This window comes from Rhizobium hidalgonense (genome assembly GCF_005862185.2).
In the GTDB taxonomy this organism is placed as follows: domain Bacteria; phylum Pseudomonadota; class Alphaproteobacteria; order Rhizobiales; family Rhizobiaceae; genus Rhizobium; species Rhizobium hidalgonense.
Genome location: NZ_CP054027.1, coordinates 2317445 through 2334963 on the forward strand (window position 1 = coordinate 2317445; position 17519 = coordinate 2334963).

The following is a 17519-nucleotide window of genomic DNA, read 5'->3' on the forward strand; positions in this document are numbered from 1 at the left end:
TTCAAGATCTGGCATGGCGGGGATCCAGAAGGTCGCGCAGAGCATCTCCGGCGATGTTGAAGGCAAGGCTGGTCAGCAGGATGGCGACACCCGGCATGACGGCGACCCACCAATAATCGAGCATGAACTTGCGGCCGTTGGAGATCATCGCCCCCATTCCGGCGCCGGCGGCTGGGCGCCGAGGCCGAGAAAGCCGAGTGATGCTGCCGTCAGGATGATGCCCGCCATATTTAGGGTCAGGCGAACGATGACCGATGGCACGCACATCGGTGCGATGTAGAGCAGAAGAATGCGGATCGGTGAGGCGCCGTAAAGGCGGGCGGCAACCACATAATCGGCATTTCTAACGACCAGGGCTTCGGCGCGGGCGAGCCTGGCAATCGGCGGCCATGCCGTCAGCGAAATCGCGATGATGGCCGTGGTCAGGCCGGCGCCGAGCGCTGCAGCAAAAGCGAGCGCCAGGATCAGCGACGGGAAGGACAGAACGATATCGGTGGCGCGCATCAGCAGCGCATCGGTGCGCCCGCCGAAGAAGCCGGCGACGACGCCGATCAAAAGGCCGATCGGCCCGACGATCAGCGAGATCGACAGCACCGTCTGAATGGTGATGCGCGTGCCGAAGATCAGCCGGCTCAGAATGTCGCGGCCGAATTCGTCGGTGCCGGCCCAGTGTGCCAGGCTCGGCGGCTGCAATGCATCGCCCAGCGCCTGCACGACCGGATCGTAAGGCGCCAGAAGCGGCGCGAAGATCGCGACGATGCAGAGCAGGCCGAGGATGACGAAGCCGGCAAGGCCAAGCGGCTCGGCAGCCAATTTGCGGCCGGCGCGCGTAAACGACGCCGCGATGCGGGTCGACACGCTTGGCGGGCGGATCTGAATGTCACTGCGGATGGCGTCACTCATCGGGCTGCCTCCCGCATGCGCGGATCGAAGACGGCGTAAGCGACGTCGGCGAGGAAGTTTAACAGCATGAAGATGAATCCCACGATGATGGTGCCAGCCACGATGGCGTTCATGTCGCCGATCATGAGGGCGTTCGTCATGTATTGGCCGATGCCCGGCCAGGAGAAGACGATCTCGGTCACGACAGCGCCTTCGAGCAGCCCGCCATAGGAAATGGCCAGGATGGTGATCAGCTGCACGGCAATGTTCGGCAGGACATGGCGCAAGATCGTGCCGGTCGGGCTGACGCCTTTGGCCCGGGCCGCGATGACGTAATCCTGGCTCAGCTGCTCCAGGGTGAAACTGCGGGTCATGCGGGTGATGTAGGCCATCGCCGCATAGGCCAGGATAACGGCGGGAAGAATGATATGGCCGAGCGCATTCCAGAAGATTTCGGTCTCGCCCTGCAACAGGCTGTCGATCAACAAGAGGCCGGTTCGGGGCGTGACGAGGCCGTCGTAAAAGACATCGATGCGGCCTGGGCCGCCGACCCAGTTGAGGCCGGCATAGAAGATGACCAGCCCGACGATGCCGAACCAGAAGACGGGGATCGAATGGCCGACGAGGGCGATCACGCGGGCGACCTTGTCGATCCAGCTGTCGCGAAACAGGGCGGCGGTGAGCCCGAGCGGGACACCGACGAAGGTCGAGATGATCACTGCCAGCGTCGCCAGTTCGAATGTCGCCGGAAACGCCTGGGCAAGGTCGGAAGAGACGGGATTGCCGGTGAGCACGGCCGTGCCGAAATCACCATGGGCCAGCCCGTTCAGATAGAGAAAAAACTGCTGGTAGATCGGCAGATCGAGCCCCAGGCGGGCCCGCATCGCCGCATAGGCGGCGGGATCGGCGAGCTCGCCGACGATCGCGCCGACCGGATCGTTGGGCAAGACGCGGCCGATCACGAAGGTGACACAGAGGAGGATGAACAGGCTGACCAGCAAATGCGCCAGGCGTCGGCCAAATTCGGATACGGAGAGTTCCTTCATGATCGGCTTGCCTTGGGAGTCTTACTGGGTTTCTACCTTGGTCACGTTCTCGAGCCGCGTCAGCTGAGACGGATGCCCGATATATCCCTGCACCTTGCCGTTGAGGACGATCGGCTCAAAGCGCTCGAACAGCGGCAGCACGGCCGGCTTCTGTTCGACGAACATCTTCTGCATCTGAACGTAAAGTTCGCCGCGCTTCTTGGCGTCCGGCTCCATCGATGCTTTCGCCGTCAGGGCCGTCAGTTCGGGAATGTCCCAGGCCGAGCGCCAGACGAAGTTGCCGGCATTGTTGGCCTCTTTCGAATTGTCGGGATTGGAGGAAAACTGCTCCATCGAACCGAGCACGTTCGGCATGTAGGCGCTGGTCTGCGGGATCAGCAGATCGAAATCCCGAGCGCGATGAGCGGCAATGATTTCCGAGCCATTGCCCTGCTGGATGTCGATCTTGATGCCAACCTGGGCAAGCGATGCCTGGATGGCGGTGGCAAGATCGATGCGCGGCGTCTGCGCAATGGTCTTCAACGTCAGCGAAAAGCCGTCCTTGAAACCCGCCTCGCTCAGCAGCTGCTTGGATTTTTCGACGTCGAGATGCCAGTCGGGATTGGCGATGGCATATTCGAAATTCTCCGGAACGGGAACGTTTCTCGCCCGCCCGTATGGCCCCATGATCGTCTTCTCGATGCCCTTGTAGTCGATGCCGTAGGCGATCGCCTCGCGGACCTTGGGATTGGAGAGGTACTGGTTGCCGGCATTCATCGACAGCACGTAGAAGCCGCCTGTCGGAATGCGCTGGATGGCAAAACCTTTTTTGTCCTGGAACGTTGCGAGATCCGATGCGGTCAGGGCGCTGGCAATATCGATATCCCCGCGCTCAAGCATCAGCCGCTCGACCTGGCTTTCAGGCACGTGCCGGACGATGACGCGCCTCATCTTCGGCGCGCCGGTCATATAATCCTTGTTGGCATCGAGAATGACAAGTTCGTTCGGGGACCAGCGATTGAGGGTGAAGGGTCCGGAGCCGGCCGAATGCGTCCGCATCCAGGCGTTTCCATAGTCATTGTCGACGGCATGTTTCTCCACTTCGACGCTGTCGACCACGCTGGTGGTGGTCGTCGTCAGCCGGTAGAGGAGAAGCTCCGCCGTCACCTGCTCGGAGAGATCGATCCGCACTGTCTGGTCGTCGACCGCCGTGACGAGCTTGTCGACATTGTTCTTGTCGTAGCCGACGCGCTTGAGGTTGGCGGCGGCGGCCTGATCCATCTTCAAGAGCCTGGCCAGCGAATAGACCACGTCCTTGGAGGTGACCGGGTTGCCGGAGGCGAAATTGGCCTTGCGCAGGGTGAAGGTGATGCCCTTGTCGTCGACCTTCCAGCTTTCGGCCAGTTGCGGAAGGATCTTGCCGTCCGCCGTGCTGGCGACCAGCCGGTCGTAAAGGTTGGACATGATCTCGACGGCCTTGCCTTCGGTCGCCTGCTGCGGATCGAGAGATAGAACCTGGGCCAGCGATGTACCAATCACCAGCTGATCCTGCGGGGTCGCAGCCTGCAGCTGCGGTGCAGCGATCGTCAGGGCGCCGAAAACGGCGCCGACGAACAAGCTTTTAGAAAAATGCTTCATTGTCAGTCCTCCCTGGATTACTATAAAAGACATATTATGTCGCCCGTATGTCGTATTATGATTTAACGAAGTCTGATATGATTTGCAAGACCTGAGCGGGCGACCTGATGCCAAGGGGTTTGGGAGCGGAAAATGACAATACTCAGCCGTGGCCGGCAAAGACTGGCGCAGCAGGTCATCGATCAATTGCGGGCGCAAATCGAAACGGGGCAGTTGCGCGTCGGCGACCAGCTGCCAACCGAGCCGCAGCTGGAGGCCACCTTCGGCGTCAGCCGCACCGTGGTTCGCGAGGCGATTGCCGACCTCCGGTCGGCGGGCTTCGTCAAACCGATTCAGGGTAAAGGGGTTTTTGTCGCCGACCCGAAGGCGCATTCGGTGCTGTCATTGACGCCGGTGGAAATCAAAAGCATTCCGGAAACCCTGGAATTGCTGGAGTTTCGCATGGCGGCCGAGGGTGAAGCGGCCGCCATCGCCGCCTATCGCCGCACCGCCGAGCAGGAGGCGGCCATCCGCGAGGCCAATCGCAGAATGGCGCAACTGATTGAAGCCGGACAACAGACGGTGGAGGCAGATTACGCCTTCCACATGGCGATTGCCGCCGCCACCAATAACCGATTCTATGTCGATGTTCTCCGCCATTTCGGCGCCAAGGCCATCCCCCGTGGCCAGTTTCCGACGCTGCCCGAGGCCAATGACCGGGACTATCTGCAAAAGGTCTATGCCGAACATGTGGAAATTCTCTCGGCCATCGCCGATCAGGATCCGGAACGCGCCCGCCAGGCGATGCGCGCCCATATGCTGGCCAGCCAACGTCGCTACCGGATGCTCGCCGAACAGCAATAGGGCTCGACTCTCTTCAAAATTCATATTATGTCATATGACATTGTGTAATTTCGAAAGAGACTCAAATGTATCTGGGAACACAGGTCGCCGCCCGGGATGACGACGATTATCGTATCTTCGCGCAACTGGGTGTGAAGCATATCAACGCCGACCCGCCGGGAGAACCGAGCAGCTGGACGCTTTCCGACCTCGAGCGCCACCGCGACAAGGTCGAAAGCTTCGGCCTGATTCTCGACATGATCCAGCTGCCGCTGCCCTCGCAACCGATCGAGAAGGCGTCCTATCCCGATATCCTGCTTGCCGGCCCGGAGCGCGACAGGCAGATCGACGCCGTTTGCAAGCTGATCGAGAATACCGCGGCGGCCGGCATTCCGGCGGTCAAATATAATCTCAACCTGATCGGCATTCCCCGCACACCGGACGAACCAGGGCGCGGCGGATCGATGAATGCCAGCTTCCGCTGGGACAAGACGGATCAGCAGGCAGCACCCGGTCTTGCCGGTGTGCTCTCCGAAGACGAAAACTGGGAACGGATCGACTATTTCCTCGAACGTGTCGTTCCCGTCGCCGCAAGCAATCGCGTCAGGCTCGCCTGCCATCCGCACGATCCCTATACGCCGCCGGGCTTTCGCGGCGTCACGCGGGTGCTCGGCACCGTCGAAGGCCTGAAGAAGTTCGTGCTGATGCGCGAAAACCCCTATCACGGCCTGAATTTCTGCCAGGGCTCGATCGGCGAAATGCTGGAAAATCCCGGCAAGGAGATCGACGACGTCATTCGCTGGTTCGGCGAACGCAACAAGATCTTCAATGTTCACTTCCGCAATATCCGCGGCGGCAAACTCTCCTTTATGGAGACCTTCCCCGACGAGGGCGACATGGACATGGTCCGCTCGGCCAGGATCTACAAGGAAGTCGGCTTCAAATACATGCTGATGCCCGACCATGTGCCGACCGTTTCCGGCAAGGACCCTTCCGCCACCGCATTTGCCTACTGCTACGGCTATATCGCGGCCCTTCTGCAGACGCTCGAAAGCGCCTGAGACGGCCAATTTCAACAGGTAAGGAACAGGACTTTCATGATGAACCCGATTGAATTGAAGAAGGCCGTCGGCAGTGGTCTCCTCTCGTTTCCGGTGACGCATTTCGACGACCAGCTCATTTTCGACGAGGCGAAGTACCGCCGCCATGTCGAATGGCTTGCCGGTTACGACGCTGCGGCCCTGTTTGCCGCCGGCGGCACCGGTGAATTCTTCTCCCTCAGCCCGAGCGAGATCCCGCAAGTCGTCAAGGCTGCCAAGGCGTCGGCCGGCAAGACGCCGATCATCTCGGGAACCGGCTACGGCACGTCGCTTGCCATCGAGATCGCAAAGGCGGCCGAAAAGGCAGGCGCGGACGGGCTGCTGCTGCTGCCGCCCTATCTGATGTTTGCCGAGCAGGCCGGCCTCATCGCCCACGTCAAGGCGGTCTGCCAATCGGTCGGCATCGGCGTCATCGTCTATAACCGCGATAACGCCGTGCTGACGGCTGAAAGCATTGCGCGGCTCGCCGAGGAATGCCCGAACCTGATCGGGTTCAAGGACGGCGTCGGCGATGTCGACAAGGTCATCGAGATCACCACGCTGCTTGGCGATCGCCTCGTCTATGTCGGCGGCATGCCGACCCATGAGGTCTATGCACAAGCCTATTTCGCCGCCGGCGTGACCACCTATTCCTCGGCCGTCTTCAACTTCGTCCCGGCGCTGGCCCAGCGCTTTTACGGCGCCCTGCGCACCGGCGACCAGGCGACCGTCGACGAGATCCTGAAGAGCTTCTTCTTCCCCTTCGTCGCCCTGCGCAACCGCAAGAAGGGCTACGCCGTCTCGATCATCAAGGCCGGCCTGCGGGTGCTCGGGCAGAATCCCGGCCCGGTTCGGCCGCCTCTGACGGATCTTACTCAGGAGGAGTTGGCGCTGCTGGAGAAGATCGTCCAGGCCAACGGTGTTGAACGGATTGCGGCTGAGTAATTCGGAGATTGAGGGCGGCGCTTCGCTCTTCTTAGCTCCTTAGGTCATCCTCGGCCCGGACAACTCTACGCCCGAGATGCCCCTCATCCGCCTGCCGGCACCTTCTCCCCGCCCAGCGGGGCGAAAGGACAAGCCGCGGCCTCTCCGTTTCTCGCCACCTCTCGCGTGGCACGTCCCCTAGCCCCGTTTACGGGTGAGGGGCTGTTTCGGCAATCTCTTCGGTCGAGCATATTCGCATGCGCCGGCGGGCCTCACCTACAGCGCTACACCGCTGCCGCGGTCGAAAACATGCACCTGATCGCTGGCAATACTTGCCTCGAACACGGCGCCGTAGCGGGCGGGGTATTCGCCGTCGACGATGGCGGTCACCTGTTGTCCGGCGAGATCGAAGACCACATGGGTCTGGGCGCCTGTCGGTTCTACCAGCATGGTGCGGCCGGCGAGCGGTGTGCCGGCCGCTATGCCGGGAATGAGATGTTCGGGGCGCAGGCCAACCGTGACGGCCTGGCCGGCCTTGACCTTGCGGTCGGGCGCGAGGCGGATCGCCGTGCCGTCTTCGAGGCGGGCGGCGGGTTCGCCGTTTACACCGTCGACCGTGCCGTCGAGCATGTTCATCGCCGGCGATCCGATGAAGGCGGCGACGAACAGATTGGCCGGCTTCCGGTAAAGTTCGAGCGGTGTTCCCTGCTGCTCCACCTTGCCGTGATTGAGCACGACGATGCGGTCGGCGAGCGTCATCGCTTCGATCTGGTCGTGCGTGACATAGATCGAGGTCGTCCTGACCTTCTGGTGCAGCGTCTTGATCTCCGAGCGCATCTGCACGCGCAGTTTCGCATCGAGGTTGGAGAGCGGCTCGTCGAACAGGAAGACGGCCGGATTGCGCACGATGGCGCGGCCCATGGCGACGCGCTGGCGCTGGCCGCCGGACAGCTGGGCGGGTTTGCGGTCGAGCAATGTGGCGAGATCGAGCATGCGGGCGGCCTCAGAGACGCGGGCCTCGATCTGCGGTTTGGCGACGCCGGCAAGCTTCAGATTGAAGCCCATGTTTTCAGCCACCGTCATGTGCGGATAGAGCGCATAGGACTGGAAGACCATGGCGATGTTGCGCTCGCGCGGCGTCATGGCGTTGACGACATTGCCGCCGATGGCGATTTCACCATCGGTGATCTCTTCGAGGCCGGCGATCATTCGCAGCAGCGTCGATTTTCCGCAGCCGGACGGCCCGACGAGGGCGACGAATTCGCCATCCTCGATATGAAGAGAAATGCCGTGGATGACGTCGACGGCGCCATAGGCCTTGCGAATGTCGTTCAGTTCAACGGATGCCATGATAACACCTCCAATGGTTCGGCTCAGGACTTCACGGCGCCGGCGGTCAACCCGGCGATGATGTGTCTCTGGGCGACGAAGAAGACGATGATGGTGGGAAGGATGGTCAGGGTGATGAAGGCCAGCACCAGCTGCCAATCCGTGCCGTATTCGCCGCGATAGACCATGATGCCGAGCGGCCAGGGATATTTGGATTCCGAGTTCAGCATGATCAGCGGCAGGATGTAGCTGTTCCAGCTGCCGACGAAGGAGATGATGCTGACGGTGGCGACGATCGGCCGGGAAAGCGGCAGCGAGATATGCCAGAAGAACCTCATATAACCGCAACCATCGACGAAGGCCGCCTGAAACAATTCTTCCGGAAGATTGCGGAAATAGTTTCGAAACAACAGGATGCTCATGCCGAGGCCGAAGGCCACCTGCGGCAGCACCACGCCCCAATAGGTATTGAGCAGGCCGAGGTCGCGGATGCGGATGAACAGCGGCAGGATCGCGGTCGCCGCCGGAAACATCAGCCCGAGCAGGAAATAATTGAGTAGGAAGGACGAGCCGAAGAAGCGGACATGGGCAAAGGCGAAAGCCGCCATCGACGAGACGATCAGCGTCAGCAGCACAGTAAGCGCTGCAATGATCAGCGAATTGCCGATCTGCAGCCAGTAGCGTTCGCCGAAGAGAATGTCCGTATAATTCGTCCATTGCCACTCGGTCGGCAGGCCGAAGGGATTGGTGCGCAGGTCGCCCAGCGTCTTGAAGCCGCCGAGCGCCGTCGTCAGCAGCGGCACCAACACGATCGCGGCGATCAGGCTCAGCGACACGTAGAGATAGATGCGGGTCGATGTCCTCATGCGGACGGAAGAGCTCATATCAGTCATGGCGCATGAAGATCCTTTTGTAACCGAAGGCGAGCGTCACGCAGATGACGAACAGCACGACGCCGACGGCACTGCCGAGGCCGACCTGCATGCGCATGACGCCATAGGTGAAGAGGAAGGTGACCATCGTCTGCGTCGAGTTGGACGGTCCGCCGCCGGTCAGCGGCATGATCATGTCGAAGAGTTGCAGCGAGCCGACGACGGCAAAGAAGATCGAAAGGCGCAGGGTCGAGCCGAGCAGCGGCAGGGTGACGTAACGGAACTTCTGCCAGCCGGTGGCGCCGTCGATTTCGGCCGCCTCCAGCACGCTCTTGTCGACCGACTGCAGCCCGGCGATGAACAGCATCATGTGGAAGCCGAAATATTTCCAGACGATCACCCCGAGGATGGCATAGATCGCCAGGTCCTTGTCGGCGAGCACGTAAGGGTTGGCGAAGCCGAAGAAGTTGGAAATAGCGGCAAACAGGCCGTAATCGCCGTCATAGACGAAACGCCAGATGAGGCCTGCGGCGACATCGGCCAACACATAGGGCAGGAAGAAAATCAGGCGGTAACCGACGACACCGGGAATGCGGTGCGCCAGCATCGTCGCCAGCCAGATGGCGAGCGGCACCTGGATGCAGATCGAGATGACGATGATCAGGCCGTTATTGAACAGGGCCTGGGTGAAAGCGGCGTTGCGAAACAGGACCTGGAAATTGCGCAGCCCGATGAACTCGGTTGGCGTGCCGTAGCCGTTCCACTTGTAAAGGCTGTACCAGGCCGCCTCGCCCATCGGCATGATGACAAAGAGCGTGAAGAGCAGCAGCGCCGGCGGCAGAAAGATGAGCAGCACGGTCAAGCGGTCGTGCGCGACCGAGCTCCTGCTGTTTGCGGCTCGTCTTGCCGGCCTTGCGGCACTCGGTGTCGATAGGACTGATATATTGGCCATGGTTCCTGCTTTCGCATTTCGTCGGCAGCGATGCCGGCGCTCCACTGCTGGAGCGCCGGCAGGGGACTGCGGGCGCTGGTTATTGTTCCAGTTCGAAAGCGTCCTGGATCATCTGGGCGCCGTCCTTGGAATTCATCTGTCCGGAGACGATTTCCACCGCGACGTCGTTAACGACACGGCCGACCGCCGCACCGAGATCCTGGTCGAAGAAGTTCTGATGCCAGGTCGAGCCAGCAAGCTGTTTGGCCGATTCGGCCAGCAGTGGGTTGACGACGCCGTCATCGGCACCGACGGCAACAGGCAGGAGCATGCCAGCCTTGGCCATCGCCCGCTCATTGTCCGCATTCGTCAGGAAAGCGAGGAAATCGATGGCATCCTTGGAGGCCTTCTTGGTGAGCGCCCAGCCGTTCAGGCCACCGAGCGTATCCGTCGGCTTGCCGGCGCCGCCTTCGACCGTCGGGAAGACGAAACGGCCGATGTTATCGGGCGAAAGCCCCTTGCCGTCGCCGGCATTTTTCCGCTGGTTGGCTTCGGTCGCTTCAAAGCCGAGGATCATCGCCGCCTTGCCGTCACCGAAGACGCCGAGCGTCTGCGGCCAGGTTGCGCCGAGATAGCCGGGCTGGAAAGGTTCGAGTTTGCCGAGTTGGGCGAGATCGTCACCGGCCTTGATGACCGCCGGATCGAGGAACCCTTCGCCCTCGCCGTTCTTGGCCGCCTCGAAGACCTTCTGGCCGCCCTCGCGCATAACGAGATAGCTCCAGTAGAAGTGGATCGGCCATTTCTCGCCGCCGCCGCCGGCAATCGGCACGATGCCGGCCGCCTTGATCTTCTGCACCGCCTCGAGAAAATCGGTCCAGGTCTTGATCTCCTCGGCTTTGACGCCTGCTTTTGCAAACAGCGCCTTGTTGTAGAAGAAACTGACCAGACCGACCTTGTACGGGATCGCCCAGGTCTTGCCTTCGAAGGTCAGGCCGTCGACCGAAGCCGGCGTGTAGGCCTTGCGCAATTTGCCGCCATCGGCATCCAGCGCCGTCGTTACATCCTGCAGCGCGCCGGTCTCGGACTGCTGCTTCAGGACGCCGCCGCCCCAGCTGAAAAAGAAATCCGGCACGTCGTCGGACTGCAGCAATGTCGGAAGCTTGGCCTTGAAGGCCTCGTTTTCGAGAAACTGCATCTGGACGTCGACGTCGGGATGCTGGGCTTCGTATTTCTTGACGATGTCTTCCCAGGCGGCGACGTTCTTCGGGTCGGTTTCAAGATGCAGCCACTTGACCACCGTCGTCGCCGAGGCGGCCCCGGCTCCGGCCAGCAACATGCCGGCTGCCGCGGCCATGGATACGATGCGCCTGCCGCCGAAAGCGGCATTCTTCAGCATAAAATTCATGATTTTCCTCCCAGGGGACTTATCCTCACAATTTTTCCCCTATGCGGATTAATTCAACGGACCTTTTGCCGGATGTCAACCCAATGCGTTAATTTTTGTCAATTACGCTTGACAGCTCCGCGGAATTGCCTGTTATTTATTTCGTAACACGTTAAAAATATTGGCTCGCTAACGAACCTACTGCCGGCAAATTTTCATGAAGACTGCAGACCCAGAATTGATGCGCGCGATCAATCGCTTGAACGTGCTCGATACCATCAGGCGCCATGGCCCGATCTCGCGCATCGAGATCAGCGAGCGGACCGAGCTCTCGACGACAACCGTTTCGGCCATCACCGCCTCGCTGCTCGACGACGGGCTGATCCTGCCGCGTCATGAAGGCGACATCCGCAACGAGGCGGTGCGTGGGCGGCCACGCGTGGCGCTGGAGCTCAATCCCGATGCGGCCCGGGTGGTCGGCGGCAAGATCGCCGCCAACCGGATGGTTTTCGTCGTCACCAACTTCCGCGGCGACGTGTTGTCGAAGCTCACTTTGCCGATCCGCATCGACCGGCAGCCGATCGGCGTCATCGCCGATCTGGTCGAGGACGGGGTCAGGCGCTGCGTCGTCGATGCCGGGCTGTCGTTGGAGGATGTCGACAGCATCTGCCTTGGCTTTCCCGGCGTCATTGAGCACCGCACCGGCTATATCAGAAGCAGCCCGATCTTTCGCGACATCAATGTCGATTTCGCCGCCGAAATGTCGACGCGGCTGGCAACGCCGACCATCGTCGAAAGCGACGCGCATGCCATCACGCTCGGCCATCACTGGTTCGGAAGAGCCCGGGATCTCGAGGATATGGTATTGATTTCGCTGGAACAGACGCTGGGGCTCGGCGTCTTGCACGGCAACCGCCTGTTCCGCGGCGCCGGCGGCCTCAGCCACAATCTCGGCGACCTTGTGCTCGGCATGGGGCCGAACGGCGTGGTGCGGCTTTTCAGCCAGGCCGGCGAAAGCGCCATCCTCGGCGAACAACAGACCGACGGGCGTTTTGCTGAAGCGATCCGCCTCGGGCGCGGCATGACCCATGCCCAGGCGCTGATCAAGGCCGATGACGACCGGCTGATCAGTGCTGCCATCCGCGCCGGCGAAGCCGTGGGGTTGACGATTGCCAATATCGTCACCCTGTTTGCGCCGCCGCGGGTGATCCTGGTCGGCTCCAGCCTGGCGCTCGGCGAACCCTTTCTCAACAGCCTGCGCGATGCCTATGCGCTCGCCATTCCGCCCTCGCTGCGCGGGGTGAGCGAACTCGTCTTCGACGATTCGAGCGATGATTTCTGGGCGCAGGGTGCGGCGGCGGTGGCGCTTTACGAACTCTACGAATCGCCCTGGAGCACCACCGGGCCGGCGCTCTGAGCGGCGCACACACCACGATCAATGGAGGAATTCATGGACAAAGTCGGTATCGGCATCATCGGATGCGGCAATATTTCGGGCGCCTACCTCAAGGCGATGGCATCCTTCCCCATTCTCGAGATCCGCGGCGTCGCCGACCTCAACCGCGAACTGGCGGAGGCGAAGGCTGCGGAATTCAACGTCCCCGCCAGGTCGATCGAGGAGCTTTTCGCCGATCCCAAGGTCGAGATCATCGTCAATCTGACCATTCCCAAGGCGCATGTCGCGGTCGCCATGCAGGCGCTCGAAGCCGGCAAACACACCTATTCGGAAAAGCCGCTCGGGATTAATTTCGCGGAAGGGAAAAAATTGGCCGAGGCGGCGCGCGCCCGCAATCTTCGCATCGGTGCGGCCCCCGATACCTTCCTCGGCGGCGGCCATCAGACGGCGCGCGCGCTGATCGACCAGGGCGTCATCGGCCAGCCGGTCGGCGGCTCGGCAAGCTTCATGTGCCCGGGCCATGAACGCTGGCATCCGAACCCGGCCTTCTACTATGAGGTCGGCGGCGGGCCGATGCTCGACATGGGTCCCTATTACATCACCGACCTCGTTAATCTTCTCGGGCCGGTTTCTCAGGTCGCCGGCTTTGCGACGACGCCACGGACCGAGCGGCTCGTGACCAGCGAGCCGCGCAACGGCGAGCGCATCCCCGTGCATGTGCCGACCCATGTCGCCGGCATGATGGCTTTTGCCAACGGCGCCGTCGTCCAGATCGCCATGAGCTTCGACGTCGCCGGCCACAAGCACGTGCCGCTCGAAGTCTACGGCACCGAGGGCACGCTTATCGTCCCCGACCCGAACAAGTTTGCCGGCCCTGTCGAATATCTGAAGAAGGGCGGCGCCTTCGAGGACCAGCCGGTCACCGCGCCGTATGCCGAGGGCAATTTCCGCTCTCTCGGCGTCGCCGACATGGCGCATGCGATCCGCTCGAACCGGCCGCACCGCGCCAATGGCGATCTGGCACTGCATGTGCTCGAGGTCATGGAAGCCTTCCAAACGGCGTCCGAGACCGGTCGGACGGTAACGATTACCACGACGGTGGAACGCCCTGCCCCCTTGTCCGAATCCATCATCGACGGACGGCTGGCGAAATAAGTTTCAGGAGGAAAGAGAATGCGTGAAGCACTGATCGTCTGGGGTGGCTGGAGCGGGCACGAGCCGCAGGAATGCGCCGAAATCATCAAGACCATGCTCGAGGAAGACGGTTTCAAGGTCTATCTCGAACACGGCACCGAGGCGCTTGCCGACCCTTCGGTGCATGATCTCAGCCTCGTCGTGCCGATCATGACGATGTCGAAGATCGAAAAGGAGGAGGTCAAGAACCTCGCCGCCGCGATCGAAAGCGGCGTCGGCATATCAGGCTATCACGGCGGCGCCGGCGATGCCTTCCGCGACTCCGTCGACTACCAGTTCATCATCGGCGGCCAGTGGGTGGCTCACCCCGGCAACATCATCGACTATACCGTCAACATCACCCGGCCCGACGATCCACTGATGGAGGGGATTGCCGACTTCCCCTATACGTCGGAGCAATATTACATGCATGTCGACCCCTCGAACGAGGTGCTGGCGACGACGAAATTCACCGGCGAACACGCCTACTGGATCGACGGCGTCGTCATGCCTGTCGTCTGGAAGCGCAAATACGGCAAGGGCCGCGTCTTCTATTCCTCGCTCGGCCACCAGGCCAAGGAATTCGACGTGCCGGAGATGAAAACCATCTTCCGCCGCGGGGCCAATTGGGCGGCGCGATGAGGCGAGGTTCAGATGGTTTGTAAAAACCCCTCCCCAACCCCTCCCCACAAGGGCCTTGTGGGGAGGGGTCTTGGCGATCTCAGCGCAGGATCAACGCCGTACCATAAAGCCCCAATGCAAACACCGTATGCGCCAGCAGATTGAAACACCGGACCTTGTTGGGGTTCGGATGTTTCGACGCGGCCCAGCCGATGCCGAGGCCCGGCTGTAGCAGGAACCACCCTGCCCCGACGGTGATGATGCCGAAGATCCAGGCGGGAAGGAATGTCGGTGCGGCGAGCCAGCCCTGCCCCATGATGAGTGCAAAAATCACCCCATAGAGAATGCCGACGGCGTAATGGCTGATCCAGCCGAGCGCCAGCTCATGTTCATAGGGCTCGGCATCGGCGATGCTGTCGTGAAAGACCTTGCCGCGGCGAAGGTGCCAGAACCAGCGGCCGACCGGCGCCCAGTTCGGCGGCGTCTGGCCGAAGACCTTGGTGAGCAGGATTGCCCAGAGGTCCATGAGGATGGTTGCGCCGGCGCCGATCGCCAGGCCGCGCCACAGAATATCGAACATTGGGAATCACCGGAGAGCGTTGAATTGCAGAGGCGCTAGAAAAGCACTGGAGACACGCCGGTGCAATGGCTTCGCGCGTTCCACGATCATTCGCGCTCATCATGCGGGGCCGACGTGCTGTCGCCGGGATCGACGCTGATATCTTCTGCGAACCTCCGCATCAGCCGCACCAGTTCATTGAATTCGTGCTCGTCCCAGCGCTCGAAGATGGCGCGGCCGATCCTTTCGCGCGCCACGTCGATGCGGTCGGTCATGGCCTTGCCTTTCGGGCTGATGACCGCCTCGCGCACACGGCGATCGGCAGCACTTCCGCGCCGCTCGACCAGGCCGAGGCTTTCGAGCTTGGCAACCTGACGGCTAACGGTGGTGTAGTCGCGCCCGGCGCGGTCGGCGAGTTCGACCACACCGATCGGACCGAGGCGTTCCACCGTGACCAAGAGCGGAAACAGCGCGCGGTCGAGCGAAATACCGGCCTCGCGGACCATCTGCTCGTCGCGCTGCGGCCGGTTCATGACGCTGACGATCTCGATCAAAGCCCCGTGCAGTTCGCGCAGCTTTTCGGACATATGTGTATTTTGCACACTTCTTGTTGACGCCGTCATATCGATTCTCCTATTATGTGCATAATACACATATGGAGATTGCAATGACACCGAATTCTAAGGTCGATGTGCTGATATCAGGCGCTGGTGCGGCCGGGCTGACGCTGGCAATCGAGCTGGCGCGGCGCGGCGTCAACTTCCGCCTGATCGAAAAATTGAACGACGCGTTCCGCGGCTCCCGCGGCAAGGGCATTCAGCCGCGCACACAGGAAGTCTTCGAAGATCTCGGCATCCTCGACCGGATCGTCGCGCTCGGCGGCACCTATCCCAAGCAGCGGGAATATCGCGACGATGGAAGCTTCAGCGAATCCGACGTCGTGCTGGGTGAAGCGCCGACGCCTGCCGAACCCTACCGTCTGCCGCTGATGGTGCCGCAGTTCCTGACCGAGGGCGTGATGCGCGAGCGTCTGCTCGAGCTGGGGCACCGGCCGGAATTCGGATGTGAACTCATCGGCTTCGAACAGGACGATGCGGGCGTAACGGCGCGGCTCAAGGGCCGATCCGCGGAGGAAACCATCCGCGCTCGCTGGCTCGTCGGCGCCGATGGTGGGCGCAGCTTCGTGCGCCACGCGCTCGATATCCGCTTTCCCGGCAAGACACTCGGCGTGCGCGCCATCGTCGCCGATGTCGTGCTGACGGGGCTGGATCGCGACGCCTGGCATCGCTTCGGCGAAGGCGACATGCAGCGACAGCTGGCACTTTGCCCGCTGGCGGGAACCGATCTGTTCCAGATCCAAGGGCCAATCCCGCTTACCGGCGAGATCGACCTGTCGGCCGCTGGTTTGACCGCGCTGGTGAACGAGCGCACCGGCCGCGACGATATTCACGTCCGATCGGTTTCCTGGGCCTCGGCCTTCAACATGAGCGCCCGGCTTGCCGATCGCTACCGGCTCGGCCGCGTGTTCCTGGCCGGCGATGCCGGCCATACGCATCCGCCGACCGGCGGACAGGGTCTCAATACCAGCGTGCAGGATGCCTATAATCTCGGATGGAAACTGGCGGCGGTCGCCGCCGGCGCCCCGGATGCGCTGCTCGACAGCTATGAGGAAGAGCGCCGCCCGATCGCGGCGGCGATGCTTGGTCTTGCCACGAGGCTGCTCGATGCTCTGAAGCGCGGCGAGATGCGGCGCGGCCGCGAGGTTCATCAGCTCGATATCGGCTATCCCGAGTCGTCCCTTGCGCTGGAAAAGCCGGCGCGGCGCGGCGGTCTGCTGGCAGGCGACCGTGCGCCGGATGCACCGCTGACCGGTGCGGCCGGCCAGCCGAGACGTTTGTTCGACCTGTTCAAGGGCACGCACTGGACGCTGCTCGGTTATGAGGTCGAGCAACTCGCGATACCGCCGCGCCCGGGGCTGCACATCCACAGGATTTGCCAACACAGCGACGTCATGGATAAAGGCGGGCATTTCCGCGATGCCTATGCTCTCGCCCCAGGCGACTGGGTGCTGGTGCGTCCGGACGGTTACGTCGGCGCCATCGTCGCAGCGGCCGATGGCCGGGCGCTGGAAGCCTATCTGGCAAATGTCGGTTTCGCGCATGACGCGTGAGTGCCAAGCCAACGCCGAGTCGTCGCCCGACTATGCGGATTGCTGAGGTCGACGCGCGCGCCACCCGGTCTTCGATGAAAGAAATTCGATGGGCGATGCACTGTGTTCGGCCGACACTGCCATAGCTCAGCCGCAGCGCCTTGACTGGCGGCGAATGCTACCGGGTTTTCATCGTCCGCAGCCGACTTCCCCGGATCGATTACAGGCTCCGAATTGTACGTCGACAGTGGCTAGGCGCAGATCCGTCAACGCGTTCGGCGCCCTTCGTGAGGCGCGTCTGAACGGTGGTAAGCGCTGATGTTAGAGGGCGTCGCGCTCGTAGCGCGGCGTCCAACCGCGGGTCATCCCGCGGCTCATTGCCCGCTGCGCCAGCGCCAGTTGCCGGCGGAGATGTTTGCAGTCGTCGAGCAGCGAGCGGATCGCCGCCTTGGCATTGTCGTCATGCCAGGCCAGCACGGCTTCGACTTCCCAGGCAGGATCGGGCCAGGCAGGATCGGGCCAAGCCGGATCCGGCCAAATTGTATCGGGTTCCAGGATCTTTGCCGGCTGCATCAGTTCAGCGCCAATGGCAATTGAACCGGACGCGGCAGCGGCCGGCTGAGCTCGACCTTTCTCTGCCAGGCGGCGCGTCGCAGCTGATCGCGCTCGCGCGCCGCACGCGACGCTTCGACAAGGGCTAGGGCGTTGGCGATCACTTGTTCCGTATGTGTCATG

Annotated in this window: 17 protein-coding genes and 1 pseudogene; 7 read left to right on the forward strand and 11 right to left on the reverse strand. The window is 62.0% G+C overall.

The window, feature by feature from the left end; all coding sequences use genetic code 11:
- Position 1: 1 nt before the first annotated feature.
- The 3 genes and pseudogenes from FFM81_RS11050 to FFM81_RS11060 form a co-directional block, all read right to left on the reverse strand.
- Positions 2-903, reverse strand: a pseudogene (locus FFM81_RS11050) (ABC transporter permease).
- Positions 900-1928 (reverse strand): ABC transporter permease, encoded by a 1029-nt coding sequence (locus FFM81_RS11055; RefSeq protein ID WP_138384313.1) that lies wholly within the window; start codon positions 1926-1928, stop codon positions 900-902. Before FFM81_RS11055 ends, FFM81_RS11050 begins: the two are co-directional and overlap by 4 nt.
- A 21-nt stretch (positions 1929-1949) precedes the next feature.
- Entirely contained in the window at positions 1950-3545 is a 1596-nt protein-coding gene (locus tag FFM81_RS11060; RefSeq protein ID WP_003573242.1) for an ABC transporter substrate-binding protein, read from the reverse strand.
- A gap of 132 nt (positions 3546-3677) precedes the next feature.
- On the opposite strand from FFM81_RS11060, the gene FFM81_RS11065 reads away from it, so the two are divergent.
- The 3 genes from FFM81_RS11065 to kdgD all read left to right on the forward strand — a co-directional run bounded on the left by FFM81_RS11065 (position 3678) and on the right by kdgD (position 6391).
- Positions 3678-4388, forward strand: coding sequence for a FadR/GntR family transcriptional regulator (locus FFM81_RS11065; protein ID WP_025416133.1), 711 nt, complete (start codon positions 3678-3680; stop codon positions 4386-4388).
- Between the two features lie 65 nt (positions 4389-4453).
- Positions 4454-5428 (forward strand): mannonate dehydratase, encoded by a 975-nt coding sequence (locus tag FFM81_RS11070; RefSeq protein WP_003573246.1) that lies wholly within the window; start codon positions 4454-4456, stop codon positions 5426-5428.
- A 36-nt stretch (positions 5429-5464) separates the two neighbouring features.
- Positions 5465-6391 (forward strand): 5-dehydro-4-deoxyglucarate dehydratase, encoded by a 927-nt coding sequence (gene kdgD, locus FFM81_RS11075; RefSeq protein ID WP_003573248.1) that lies wholly within the window; start codon positions 5465-5467, stop codon positions 6389-6391.
- A 255-nt stretch (positions 6392-6646) separates the two neighbouring features.
- On the opposite strand, the gene FFM81_RS11080 is transcribed toward kdgD, so the two are convergent.
- The 4 genes from FFM81_RS11080 to FFM81_RS11095 all read right to left on the reverse strand — a co-directional run bounded on the left by FFM81_RS11080 (position 6647) and on the right by FFM81_RS11095 (position 10907).
- Positions 6647-7720, reverse strand: a complete 1074-nt coding sequence (locus tag FFM81_RS11080; protein WP_097533529.1) for an ABC transporter ATP-binding protein — start codon at positions 7718-7720, stop codon at positions 6647-6649.
- Between the two features lie 23 nt (positions 7721-7743).
- Positions 7744-8592: a carbohydrate ABC transporter permease gene (locus FFM81_RS11085; protein WP_003573253.1), complete on the reverse strand. Its 849-nt coding sequence runs from the start codon at positions 8590-8592 to the stop codon at positions 7744-7746.
- Positions 8585-9523, reverse strand: a complete 939-nt coding sequence (locus FFM81_RS11090) for a carbohydrate ABC transporter permease (protein WP_025416130.1) — start codon at positions 9521-9523, stop codon at positions 8585-8587. Before FFM81_RS11090 ends, FFM81_RS11085 begins: the two co-directional genes overlap by 8 nt.
- A 79-nt stretch (positions 9524-9602) precedes the next feature.
- Positions 9603-10907: an extracellular solute-binding protein gene (locus FFM81_RS11095; RefSeq protein ID WP_138384314.1), complete on the reverse strand. Its 1305-nt coding sequence runs from the start codon at positions 10905-10907 to the stop codon at positions 9603-9605.
- A gap of 196 nt (positions 10908-11103) precedes the next feature.
- Between FFM81_RS11095 and FFM81_RS11100 the strand changes: the two genes are divergently transcribed.
- Genes FFM81_RS11100 through FFM81_RS11110 form a run of 3 tightly spaced genes read left to right on the forward strand, consistent with a single transcriptional unit; the run spans position 11104 to position 14097 of the window.
- Positions 11104-12303, forward strand: a complete 1200-nt coding sequence (locus FFM81_RS11100) for an ROK family transcriptional regulator (protein ID WP_003573258.1) — start codon at positions 11104-11106, stop codon at positions 12301-12303.
- A 33-nt stretch (positions 12304-12336) separates the two neighbouring features.
- Positions 12337-13437, forward strand: coding sequence for a Gfo/Idh/MocA family protein (locus FFM81_RS11105; RefSeq protein WP_097533535.1), 1101 nt, complete (start codon positions 12337-12339; stop codon positions 13435-13437).
- 18 nt (positions 13438-13455) lie between these two features.
- Positions 13456-14097, forward strand: a complete 642-nt coding sequence (locus FFM81_RS11110) for a ThuA domain-containing protein (RefSeq protein WP_010065671.1) — start codon at positions 13456-13458, stop codon at positions 14095-14097.
- 79 nt (positions 14098-14176) lie between these two features.
- On the opposite strand, the gene FFM81_RS11115 is transcribed toward FFM81_RS11110, so the two are convergent.
- Both FFM81_RS11115 and FFM81_RS11120 read right to left on the reverse strand, forming a co-directional pair.
- A complete protein-coding gene (locus FFM81_RS11115; protein WP_097533538.1) occupies positions 14177-14656 on the reverse strand; it encodes a DUF2938 domain-containing protein in 480 nt (159 codons plus the stop codon).
- A gap of 86 nt (positions 14657-14742) precedes the next feature.
- On the reverse strand, positions 14743-15258 hold the full coding sequence (locus FFM81_RS11120) for a MarR family winged helix-turn-helix transcriptional regulator (protein ID WP_003573266.1): 516 nt from the start codon (positions 15256-15258) through the stop codon (positions 14743-14745).
- A 44-nt stretch (positions 15259-15302) separates the two neighbouring features.
- On the opposite strand from FFM81_RS11120, the gene FFM81_RS11125 reads away from it, so the two are divergent.
- The gene (locus FFM81_RS11125) at positions 15303-16805 is read left to right on the forward strand and encodes an FAD-dependent oxidoreductase (protein WP_138384315.1); all 1503 of its coding nucleotides are present in this window, start codon (positions 15303-15305) and stop codon (positions 16803-16805) included.
- A 300-nt stretch (positions 16806-17105) separates the two neighbouring features.
- Here FFM81_RS11125 and FFM81_RS11130 read toward each other — a convergent pair whose 3' ends face one another.
- Positions 17106-17357: a hypothetical protein gene (locus FFM81_RS11130; RefSeq protein ID WP_138384316.1), complete on the reverse strand. Its 252-nt coding sequence runs from the start codon at positions 17355-17357 to the stop codon at positions 17106-17108.
- Entirely contained in the window at positions 17357-17518 is a 162-nt protein-coding gene (locus FFM81_RS11135; protein WP_165779366.1) for a hypothetical protein, read from the reverse strand. Before FFM81_RS11135 ends, FFM81_RS11130 begins: the two co-directional genes overlap by 1 nt.
- Position 17519: the final 1 nt, after the last annotated feature.